The 11,326-nt window shown below is 25.3% G+C and carries 9 protein-coding genes; 1 reads left to right on the forward strand and 8 read right to left on the reverse strand.

Features of this window, described 5'->3' with window-relative positions; all coding sequences use genetic code 11:
• Positions 1-231: 231 nt before the first annotated feature.
• Positions 232-345 (reverse strand): MetS family NSS transporter small subunit, encoded by a 114-nt coding sequence (locus tag NG918_RS07465; RefSeq protein ID WP_252217007.1) that lies wholly within the window; start codon positions 343-345, stop codon positions 232-234.
• Between the two features lie 22 nt (positions 346-367).
• Positions 368-1,867: a sodium-dependent transporter gene (locus tag NG918_RS07470; RefSeq protein ID WP_252217005.1), complete on the reverse strand. Its 1,500-nt coding sequence runs from the start codon at positions 1,865-1,867 to the stop codon at positions 368-370.
• A 236-nt stretch (positions 1,868-2,103) separates the two neighbouring features.
• Here NG918_RS07470 and NG918_RS07475 point away from each other — a divergent pair, with 236 nt between their 5' ends.
• Positions 2,104-2,391, forward strand: a complete 288-nt coding sequence (locus NG918_RS07475) for a hypothetical protein (RefSeq protein ID WP_252225524.1) — start codon at positions 2,104-2,106, stop codon at positions 2,389-2,391.
• Between the two features lie 166 nt (positions 2,392-2,557).
• On the opposite strand, the gene NG918_RS07480 is transcribed toward NG918_RS07475, so the two are convergent.
• The 6 genes from NG918_RS07480 to scfB form a co-directional block, all read right to left on the reverse strand.
• On the reverse strand, positions 2,558-3,973 hold the full coding sequence (locus NG918_RS07480) for an aminotransferase class I/II-fold pyridoxal phosphate-dependent enzyme (protein ID WP_252225525.1): 1,416 nt from the start codon (positions 3,971-3,973) through the stop codon (positions 2,558-2,560).
• A gap of 256 nt (positions 3,974-4,229) precedes the next feature.
• Positions 4,230-5,441, reverse strand: coding sequence for a M16 family metallopeptidase (locus NG918_RS07485; protein ID WP_252225526.1), 1,212 nt, complete (start codon positions 5,439-5,441; stop codon positions 4,230-4,232).
• A 110-nt stretch (positions 5,442-5,551) separates the two neighbouring features.
• Positions 5,552-7,441 (reverse strand): ribosomal protection-like ABC-F family protein, encoded by a 1,890-nt coding sequence (gene abc-f, locus NG918_RS07490; RefSeq protein WP_252225527.1) that lies wholly within the window; start codon positions 7,439-7,441, stop codon positions 5,552-5,554.
• A gap of 332 nt (positions 7,442-7,773) precedes the next feature.
• Positions 7,774-7,920, reverse strand: coding sequence for a hypothetical protein (locus tag NG918_RS07495; protein ID WP_252225528.1), 147 nt, complete (start codon positions 7,918-7,920; stop codon positions 7,774-7,776).
• Between the two features lie 75 nt (positions 7,921-7,995).
• A complete protein-coding gene (locus NG918_RS07500) occupies positions 7,996-9,675 on the reverse strand; it encodes a methyl-accepting chemotaxis protein (protein ID WP_252225529.1) in 1,680 nt (559 codons plus the stop codon).
• Between the two features lie 226 nt (positions 9,676-9,901).
• Positions 9,902-11,257 carry a thioether cross-link-forming SCIFF peptide maturase gene (gene scfB / locus NG918_RS07505; RefSeq protein WP_252225530.1) on the reverse strand — a complete coding sequence of 452 codons (1,356 nt, stop codon included), beginning with the start codon at positions 11,255-11,257 and terminating at the stop codon, positions 9,902-9,904.
• Positions 11,258-11,326: the final 69 nt, after the last annotated feature.

Genomic DNA, 11,326 nt, shown 5'->3' on the forward strand with positions numbered 1-11,326 from the left:
TCTGCTAAAACATAGCCTTTATATATTAATTATTTCTATTTATTAACTTATACTAAATTTAAACTCTTTTCTTTATGGGAGTTTAAATGTTTATCTTTTAATATATGGATAATAATAGAAATTATATACTTATATTATAATAAAACATTTGAAAAAATTAAAATACTCCAAGTTAAGATATTAAAAATGACTAAGGTCATAATATAGTATTTCCTTAGTCATTCTAATTATTTATTGTACTTTTAATTTTTTCTCGTTATAAATTGTTATACCTAATGTTAACATTAAACCTCCCCATAAAACCACTGCACCTAATCCAAAGAAAGTTATTGCTATGCTGTTCATTATAAATTCCTCCTATATACTTTTATTGCTCTTCAAAATTATCTATATTTTTATTTTTCCATGGTTTTTTAGTAATAATAATTGATGATACTATTCCTATTAATATTACACTCCAACCATACATAAATAATGCTCTTAATGAATATCCACCATATGGAGATTTAATTTCTGTAATTAAACTTTGTACTAACATAAATATTAATATTGCTGGTGTTAAATATTTGACTGTAACATCCCACCATTTGCCTATTCTAAAATATGATATATCGTTTGTATGCTCTCTTATTATATAAGGTTTTAATATCCATCCTACTAAAGTTACTTCTAATAATCCAACAACAACTATTCCGTAATTGTTTATAAAGTTATCTATTATATCTAATAGATATAATCCTGCTCCACTTGCAAAAAGTAAACTTGTTGAAAATCCTATTAAACAAAATACTGTTATTACTTTATTACGCTTCCATCCAAATTTATCCACAAATGGCGCTGATACTGCTTCTGTTAACGAAACTGTAGATGTAATACCTGCAAATATTAAACATGCAAAAAATAAAACTCCTAAAATAATTCCCCAGCTTCCCATTGCGCTAAATACTTCTGGAAATACTATAAACGCAAGACCAACTCCACTTGAAGCAACTTCTGACACAGAAACACCTTGAACATTAGCCATATAACCTAATATTCCAAAAACTGCTATAGCACATAAAAACTCAAAACCACAATTAGCAAAAGCTGTCATAAAAGCACTATTGTTAATGTCTGTTTCCTTTGGTAAATAACTTGAGTATGTTATCATTATTCCCATGGCTAAACTTAATGAAAAAAATACTTGTCCATATGCTGCTATCCATACTTTTGGTTCTAACACTTTTGACCAATCTGGTGTAAATAATGTATTTAATCCTAAAGATGCACCTTCTAATGTTACTCCCCTAATGGCTATTACAACCATAATTATTATTAACATTGGTAATAGAACTTTATTTACTTTTTCTATTCCACCTTTTATTCCTTTATAACAAATAGTCCAATTAATTAGCCAAATAATAGCGATTCCTATAAATATAGGCCAAACTATCCCACCAAAATCGAATGGTGATGAAGTTAAATGTAAAAAATCATTATGAAAAAATGAATTTGAATCATTTCCCCAACCTCTAGTAAAACTAAATCTTAAATAATTAATAGCCCAGCTTAAAATCATTGAATAATAGCATAGTATAATAAATGCACTGATTGTAGGCCACCAACCAAGCCACTCCCACTTTTTATTTACTCTTGCCATTGCAAGTGGTGTTGATCCTTTATATTTATGCCCCATTCCATATTCTAATATTAATAATGGTATACCTGCAGTAAAAATAGCAAAAAAGTAAGGAATTAAAAATGCTCCTCCACCATTTGAATATGCTACATATGGAAATCTCCATATATTACCTAAGCCTACTGCTGAACCTATAGCCGAAATAATAAATCCCAATTTGCTACCCCATTGATCCCGTTTTTCATTCATGTCCACTTCCCCCTTTGTAGATAAGATAAATAAAATCATTCTTTAATTATTAATATAATATAATAATTTAATAATATTTTCAATATTTATTTAAAAATATTTTATATTTTTATTGATTTAATTGATAATTCATTTTATTTTTGCATATTTTCTTAACTTTTCGTCAATTTGCTATATTAAAATTAACTTTTATTATTTACATATTATGTTAATATTGATTGAAGGAGTTGAAATTTATGAAAAAATTTTTATTATGCGGAGTATTAGCATTTATTTGTTTAGGTTCTACTTCACTTAACGTTTTTGCAAATACAAATGAGCCTACTCACTCATGGAAAATTACAAAAGCAAATGTAGATAGTGGTAAAGTTTCGTATCATGAATTTAATGATACAAAAGATAATTGTGAGATTGTAACTTATAACTCAAGTTACAATAAAGAATGTACAATATGTGGGGCAACATGTAGTGAAGATAGTACAACTATCTTTCATTTAAATTCTAATTGTCATGAATGTGATTAATAACAAAAATGATACACCTAAAAATAATCCTATTAAGTAGTCATTATAATAACCTTTAGTTATTTTCTACTAATATAGGATTATTTTTATTTTTTATTAAGCTCTGTTTTAAATATGTGTTGATATATGCAATAAGTAAAGTGACATTGTAATTGGACTTATTTAGCTAATCAACAACTTCTATTATATTATTTTCTACACCTATAATACTTTTTTTATTCAAAATATAATCTTCTATTATATTAATTGCATCCCTACTTATTACTTCTCCTGGACAAACTAAAGGTATTCCTGGTGGATATGGTATTATCATATTTTTAGATATTTTTCCTTCACTCTCTCCTACTTTGCGATAAGTTCCTTTTAATTTAAATACCTCATGCGGTTCTAATTTTTTATTTGGAACAAGATTATAATATTTAGCATTAACATCGCTATTATTTTTTAATACTTCTATATCTAAATTTTCTATGACCTTAAAAATATATTCAAAATCACCTTCAGTATTAAACGGAGATAATATTAAAACTACCCCTCTTGAAAAACTCATTTCAGCTTGTATTTTATTTTCTCTTAAATAATCCAGAAATTTATGTCCACTATACCCACTTGGTAATAACATTACATATCTTGTTCTATCTATATCATATTCAAATTCTAAGTCTTCTTTAGAAAGTATATACGTTTTATTTAAAGAATTAATTTTATCTTTCCATATTTCGCAATTGCATATTAATTCTTTATAATCATTCACTCCATATTCATCTAAATAATGTCTTGAATAATCTAAAGAAGCCATAATTAAATATGATGGTGAAGTGCTCATAAAAGTTTTTAAATAAAACTCTATGCTTTCACTATCATTATTAACCAAAAGGTATGCCCCCTGTGTTAATGCTGGCAAAGTTTTATGTGCACTTAAAACAACATAATCAGCTAGATAATATATGTCTTTAGGTAACTTTTCACTTTGTCCAAAATGTGCTCCATGAGCCGCATCTATAATAATATTTAAATTTCTTTTCTTTAAATCTTTTAAAATTTCTTCTATATCATACGTTATTCCAAAATAATTTGGATAAGTTAAAATTATTCCTTTAGGATTATTGCAATTTTCTAATGACTTATATATGTTTTCTTTATTTGGAGGTAAAAATATATCTTTTTCAAGATCTACTATTGGTTCAATATATCTAACCTTTAATTTTCTTAAAATTAATGCATTGTATATAGATTTATGGCAATTTCTTTCTACTATAACCTCATCACCTTCATCAAACGCATCAAATATTGAAGCTAAATTTCCACAAGAGCTTCCATTAACTAAAAAATAAGCTTTTTTTGAATTATAAGTTTTACTAAGTAGCTCCTGAGCTTCCTTTATAACTCCTTCAGGACAATGAAGATTATCTAGAGGATCTACTTCCGTAATATCAAGAAATCCTAAATTTTCCGCAAATTCCTTTCCAATATCATCTCTTAAAAAACCTAAGCCAGCTTTATTGCCAGGCATAGAAAGCAATAAATTCTTTTCTTTATGATATTTTATCAATTCATCTAACAATGGAATACGTTCTTTCATATTGTTCCCTTTCCTATATATATTTTAACTACTAGTTAATAGTGTAATATAAAGCTTGTGGACTGTGAAATTTACTTTAAGAACACTAATAATGAATATAGTCCAATTTTAGCTTGCTCCCAATATAAAGTTGGTACAAGCAGTAAATGTGACAATATTCATTAAGAGTTCTAAAAAGCAAATTTCAATGCCACTACGCCATTATATTACACTCTTAACTTTTCTTAAAATATAATAATGTTAGTAAATATTATCTTTAAGATATAATTTCTATTGAAGGATTCTTTAATGTTTTTATTCCTACATTAAATACATCTTCTTTACTTATATTATTTAAATTAAGACTTTCATTTGTATATACTTTATAATCACCAAACATAGTATCGTAAGTTGAAATTTCTTTTGCTAGTACAATACTCTTTTCTTCTTTAAACAATTTTTTAAGTTTATAAGACTTTATTAGTTGTTTTATATCCCCCATATCAATGCTATTTTTTAATTCAGCAAGTTTATTGATACATTGTTTTATTAATTCTATAGATTTATCTACATTTTCTTTTGATGTACTAAATGTAATTTTATAAAGTTTTATATATTTTTCATGAGCAATATTAGTAATAACATCATAAACAAGTCCATTTTTAGTTCTTAATGTATCAAAAAGCAATGAATTTACGCCTTGTCCAAAATACTCATCAAATACCCTTAATAAACTAATCTCATTATCATTTAGTTCATGTATAGGAAAAATCATTTGAACCTTACAAGTTTTTAAACCTTCTCTTTTATCTAAAAATCTGTCTGAAATATTATTTTCATAATAAACTTCTTCTATTATTTTAATTTTCTTTTCCCATAATCCGAAATATTTTTCTACTAAGTTCTTTACTTCTTCAAATTCTAGTGAAGATATTACAGCAATAGACGTATTTCCCGGAAAATAATATTCTTCATAAAACTTCTTAACATCTTCTAATTTTATAGATTTAAGTTGATCTTCAAGACCTATTATAGGATATTTTATTCTTCTATTTTGAAATGAATTTAAAAATAGCTTATCCTCGCAATATTGTTCAACTTCCTCATCCCATTCATTAAGTTCTTCTATTATTACATTCATTTCCTCTTTAAATCCATCCTCAACGAATTCTGGATTTATAATTACGTCCGAAAAAATCTCTAATCCTTTTTCAAGTTCATCACCAAGTAGAGTTCCATAATATATTACATATGGATAATTAGTCATAGCATTATGAAACCCAAATATAGAACTTAACTCTTTGTTTATTTGTGCTTCATTTCTATTTTTAGTATTTTTAAATACCATATGCTCTGTAGCATGCGCTATTCCTAAAATATCTTTTTCTACTCCTGCTCCTGCTTCTAAAGATATACATATAGAAGATAATTCTGATTCACTTTTTTTATATATTAACTTTAAATTATTTTCAAAAATATACTCTTGCAAAAATCTTCCCCCTTAAAATACTCTTTTAAATTCAGTATATATTTTAATAATGCTGAATTAATAAAGTTTATAATGTTATAACGATTTATTATATCATTATAAATTTTAAATTAACTATTCATATTCATCCATTTTTCTAATGTCTTATCTAATTTATTTTGTATCCTTGTTCTTTCATTATATAGGTCTATCAATTTTTCATAATTACTTGTATAAGTATTTATTTTATTATCAATTTCATTAATTATTTTTTCATAATCTTCAATTATTCTTTCTGTATTTTTTATTTCTTTTTCCATATTCTTTATATTACTTTTATTACCTTTGACTTTATTGGTTTTAGATTTTTTGTCTCTATTTTTATTAATATTTTCTATCTTATTTTCACTTTTCTTTTCTTTATAATATTCATAATCACCATAATAATTAGTAACTTTTCTGTTTTCTAATTCACATATTCTCTTACCAATTTTATTTATAAAGAATCTATCATGTGATACAAATAATATGGTTCCTTCAAAATTCATTAATGAATCTTCAAGCATCTCTCTTGAATCTATATCTAAATGATTAGTAGGTTCGTCAAGAATAAGTAAATTTATATCATCTTGAATTAATTTGCACAGCTTAAGTCTACTTTTTTCTCCACCTGAAAGACCTTTTACTTTCTTAAAAACACTTTCACCATAAAATAGAAATTTAGCTAATATATTTCTTGCTTCTCCCTCTAAAATATTAATATCTTCTCTAAATACTTCTAAAACCGTTAATTCTTCATTTTCAAAACTTACACTTTGTGGAAGATATCCAATTTTAACATTATGACCTAACGTTATTTTTCCTTTATCTAAATTAACCTCATTTAATATTAATTTTAATATTGTTGATTTACCAGTACCATTATTGCCTATTATAGCAATCTTATCACCATATTTTATTGATAAATTTAAATTTTTTAATATCAATTTATTATAAAAACTCTTTTCCAAATCTTTAATATCTAATACATTGTTTCCTGATCTATCGCTTTTAACAAAATTAATGTTTATTTTGGCTTTATCTACCGGTTTATCTATTCTTTTTATTTTATCCAATCTTTTTTGAATACTTTCTGCTCTTTTAAAAAATGATTCATTATCTCCTTGTATAGCCCACTCTCTCAACTGTTTAATAGATTTCTCCATTGCTTTAATTTTTTTCTGTTGATCTTTATATGCTTCAAATTGCTCATTTACTATTCTTTCTTTTTCTTTAATATAATAAGAATAGTTTCCATTATATTCATGTAGTATTTCACCATCTTCTAATTCAATTATTTTACTTACAGAATTATCTAAAAAATATCTATCATGAGATATTATTACTACTGTTCCCTTATATGATTTTATATAATTTTCTAACCATTCAATACACTCCATATCTAAATGATTTGATGGTTCATCTAAAAGAAGTAGGTTCGGAGATTGCAATAAAATTTTTCCTAACATTACGACTGTTTTTTCTCCACCACTTAAATTTACAAAGTCCTTATTTAAAATACTTTCGTCAAACTTTAATCCAGTGCAAACTTTACTTAATTTTTCATCTATATTATAACCATCTTTATTTTCATAATCTAAACTCAAATTAGAATATTTATTTAATATTATCTCTAAGTCTTTCTCCGTTGTTTTTTTCATTTGAGATTCTAAAATTTCCATTTCATTTTTTATTTGATGTAAGTCTTCAAATGCACTATTTAATACATCAATGACTTTAAATCCTTTAGGATATTCAGGTATTTGATTTAGATATCCTATCTTTGAATTTTTCCTAATAAATACTGAACCACCATCTTTATTTTCAATTCCCGCAATAATTTTGAAAATTGTGGTTTTACCACTTCCATTATTTCCAATAAGGCCTACTCTTTCTCCTTCCTTTATTTCAAAAGTAATATTACTTAAAATTTTATTTCCACCAAAATATTTTTTTACTTCTTTTAATGCTAACTCCATCATTTATAACACCTACTCCATTCTTTAATAATCTTAGTTTTTTAAATAGATTATGTTTTAACAAGTATTGATATATGTAATGTCTAATTGCTCATTGCATATATCAACATATCTTTAACATAGATTTAAAATAATAAAACTCGGGTAATTAATTCTTACCCGAGTTAAAATCATTAAATTAAGCTATTAAAATATATAAACAATGTAAAACATTATATTTTGAATGAAATAAATGATACATCACAAATATAGGTATTATTTAAATAATACTTAAACAAAAATTAAACCTAGGTAAGATCGTCCTTACCTAGGTTTAAATTTTACAAATCAATAATTTAAGGCAAAGATAACTCACTTCTTTTTAGTACACTATTTAATTTTAGATAGACTACGCCCGTAAAATTAAAAACAATATATGAAATTCCAAATATTGACATAGGTAATCTATTTAAAATTGTATTTACTAAAAAGAAATTTGTCATGTTCTTCACCTCCTGCTTTTTAATTAATATAAAATATACACTTCATTTTATCATATATATACATTTTTTCCAATATTAAAGTTTAAATTTATTAACCTCTTCTGTAAGAATATTTGAACATTCTTGTAATCTATCAACTTCCTCACTTAAACTTCTCATACTTAATAATTGTTCTTTAGATATACTGCTAATTTCTTGCGTAGAAGCTGTTGTTTGTTCTGATGCTGCTGAAGTATTTTGAATTATATCTAAAATTGTATCCTTATTTCCTATCATAGTCTTATTGTAATTTACAATTTTATTTATTATTTCTGATAAATTAAATAATTCACCTGAAAGTTTATTAAAGATATCTTCTGTTTCTACTACAGCTTGATTGTTTTCATTAACAACTGCAATATTTTCTTCTACTGAAATAACTGCATTATTAGATTTTTCTTGTATTGCATTAATTTTACTTCTTATTTCATTAGTAAATTTAGAAGTTTCTTCAGCTAGTTTTTTAACTTCTTCTGCAACCACTGTAAATCCTCTTCCGCTTTCTCCTGCTCTTGCTGCTTCAATGGATGCATTTAAAGCTAAAAGATTAGTTTGATTAGCAATTTCATTAATAGTATCAACTATACTACTTATTTCTTTCGAATTACTATCAACATCCATAACAATAGATTTTATGTTATTTGAAATCTCTCTATTCTTTTCAGAACAACTAGATAAATTATTCATAACACCAATCCCATGTTCACTTAAAGTTCTTGTGTAATTTATTTTATCAAAAGTTACTATTGTTTCATCAGATATATTATCTATTTCATTACTTAAATCATTTATTTGAGAAACTTCTTCTTGAATATCTTCTGATTGCTTTTGAGAACTACTAGCTATTTCTGATATTGCATTTGAAATTCCATCTAACGAGTTAATAGACATTTCTGTAGTATCAACTAATTTGTTAGAGAAATCATTTATTTCATTGGATGTATTTTGTATTGATGCAACCATTTTTCCAAGAACAATTCTCATATTTAAAATAGATTTAGATATCCTACCTACTTCATCTTGTTTTAACGCATATTGTTCCAATAATTTATTTTCTGTTAAATTTAAATTGCTTATATCATCAATAATTCCCATAAGATCTTTTAATGGTTTTAAACTTTTATTTAAAAGAATAACTAATACTACTGTAAGTAAAGCTAATGATATAACAGTAATTACTATTTGTACTTTAGCAAAATCATTTATAACTGAGCTTATTCCGCTAATAGGTATTCCTATATCTAATGATCCATATAATTCTCCATGAAAATTTATTGGAACCATTATGTCATATGCCCAAATTTTTTGAACATCTGCATAAAATTTACGTGCTGTTGTTTTTCCTTGTTGAACTGCATTTACTGTGTAATCATCATCGTATACTTTTCCAATTTTTTGTTCATCGCTATGTGCTACTGCTTTGTTATTTTTATCAACTACGACAATGTATGTAATATTATCTAATTTTGCTTTTTTATCAACTATTTCTTGTAATTTTTCAATAGGATTATCTTCATTCTGAATTATGTATTCAACTAAAGAATTCATTTCATTAGCTACTTCAATAGATTTATCTAGTAAAACATCCGTCATGCTATTCTTTATATTAAATATGCTTATTATAGTTGTTAAAGAAAAAATAACCAGAAGCGATACTAATATAACTCCTGTAAGTAAACTTTTTATTGATTTTTTAATAACTCTGTCATTTTCCATTTCTTGTCCCCCTATATACTCTTATTTTTTAATTATCGAACATATTTTAGCATAAATTTATATATTATATATTTTTTATCTATTAAAGTTACAATTTAGCAAAAATATTATGTTAGATTCCATAAAAATCATATTAATTTTTATGAGAATCATATTATATTAAATAGTATAAAAATAGGACTGCTATATAATAAAATAATTATTATATAGCAGTCCATTAATTTTATTACTCAGCTTTAAGAGCTATAGCACATTCAATTCTCTTCTTTTGCATTTTACATCCTATTTCATATGGAATCTTCATATCTCCATTGAAATTAAAGTTGTTAGCTTGACAACCACCACTACAGTAGAATTTAGCCCAGCAATCTCTACATTTAGGTTTATTATATATATGTGCTTCTTTAAATTTCTTTCCTAATTCTGAATCATAAGTATCATCATATATAGTTCCTAATTTAAATTCTTCATTTCCAACAAATTGATGACATGGATAAACATCTCCTTGAGGAGTTATTGCTACATATTCAAATCCTGCACCACAACCTGAAATTCTCTTATAGACACAAGGTCCGCCTTGAAGATCTATATTGAAATGATAGAAGTTAAATTCATCTTTTCCTTCTCTCTTTCTCTTAGCCATTTCTTCATATAGCTTGTCATAATTTTTGAAAATAGTTTCTAAATCTTCTTCTCTTAATGAAAGAGAATGTTCATCTGGTAAAACTACTGGTTCAATTGATATTTCATCAAAACCTTCATTGATCATAGCCATAACATCTTCATAAAAATCTGTGTTATTTCTAGTAAATGTTCCTCTAACATAGAAAGTTTTACCCTTAGTTCTTCTTTTTATCATTTCTTTTATATTAGGAATTATATCATCATATGATCCACTTCCATCAGCTTTAATTCTAACATTATCATTAACACATTTTCTTCCATCTAATGATAATATTATATTACCCATTTCTTTATCCATGAAATCCATCATTTCTGGATTTAAAAGAGTAGCATTAGTTGTCATTGTGAATCTTATGTTCTTATTCCACTTCTTTTCATTGTCTCTTGCATATTTAATTATATCTTTTATAGTGTCCATTATCATAGTTGGTTCTCCACCAAATAAATCTATTTCTATGTTTTTTCTTGGACCACTTCTCTTAACAACATAATCAATTGCTTTTTTAGCAACGTCAAGACTCATTACGCCTTTATGTCCATGATATTCACCTTCATCAGCAAAACAATATTTACATCTTAAGTTACATCCATGAATTATATTTAAACATACAGCTTTTATGTAATCTCTATCATCCATAGAGCTATGAGCTATATCTTCATATTGATCATTAGAATAAAGTATTCCATTATCTATAAGTTCAAGTATTTCATCATATGCTTCTGAAATAACATTTTCTTCATATTTATTATTTAAAGTCTTAATAAGTTCTTCTTTAGATTTTAATTTATTATCATCAACTAAATCATATACTAATTCATCAACTACATGTACTGCACCTGTATTTACGTCTAAAACAAAAAAGTTTTCACCTTGTTTAAATTTGTGTATTAAAGACACTGTTTTTTCCTCCTAATTCATATATAAAATAGGCTATGTTTTAGTAGAATATTGATATATACATAAGCA

The organism is Clostridium sp. ZBS2 (assembly GCF_023845855.1).
Classification (GTDB): domain Bacteria; phylum Bacillota; class Clostridia; order Clostridiales; family Clostridiaceae; genus Clostridium; species Clostridium aquiflavi.

Coding starts and splice junctions, on each gene's coding strand:
- NG918_RS07465 (WP_252217007.1), bottom strand. CDS start 345: ATGAACAGCATAGCAATAACTTTCTTTGGATTAGGTGCAGTGGTTTTA.
- NG918_RS07470 (WP_252217005.1), bottom strand. CDS start 1,867: ATGAATGAAAAACGGGATCAATGGGGTAGCAAATTGGGATTTATTATT.
- NG918_RS07475 (WP_252225524.1), top strand. CDS start 2,104: ATGAAAAAATTTTTATTATGCGGAGTATTAGCATTTATTTGTTTAGGT.
- NG918_RS07480 (WP_252225525.1), bottom strand. CDS start 3,973: ATGAAAGAACGTATTCCATTGTTAGATGAATTGATAAAATATCATAAA.
- abc-f (WP_252225527.1), bottom strand. CDS start 7,441: ATGATGGAGTTAGCATTAAAAGAAGTAAAAAAATATTTTGGTGGAAAT.
- NG918_RS07495 (WP_252225528.1), bottom strand. CDS start 7,920: ATGACAAATTTCTTTTTAGTAAATACAATTTTAAATAGATTACCTATG.
- NG918_RS07500 (WP_252225529.1), bottom strand. CDS start 9,675: ATGGAAAATGACAGAGTTATTAAAAAATCAATAAAAAGTTTACTTACA.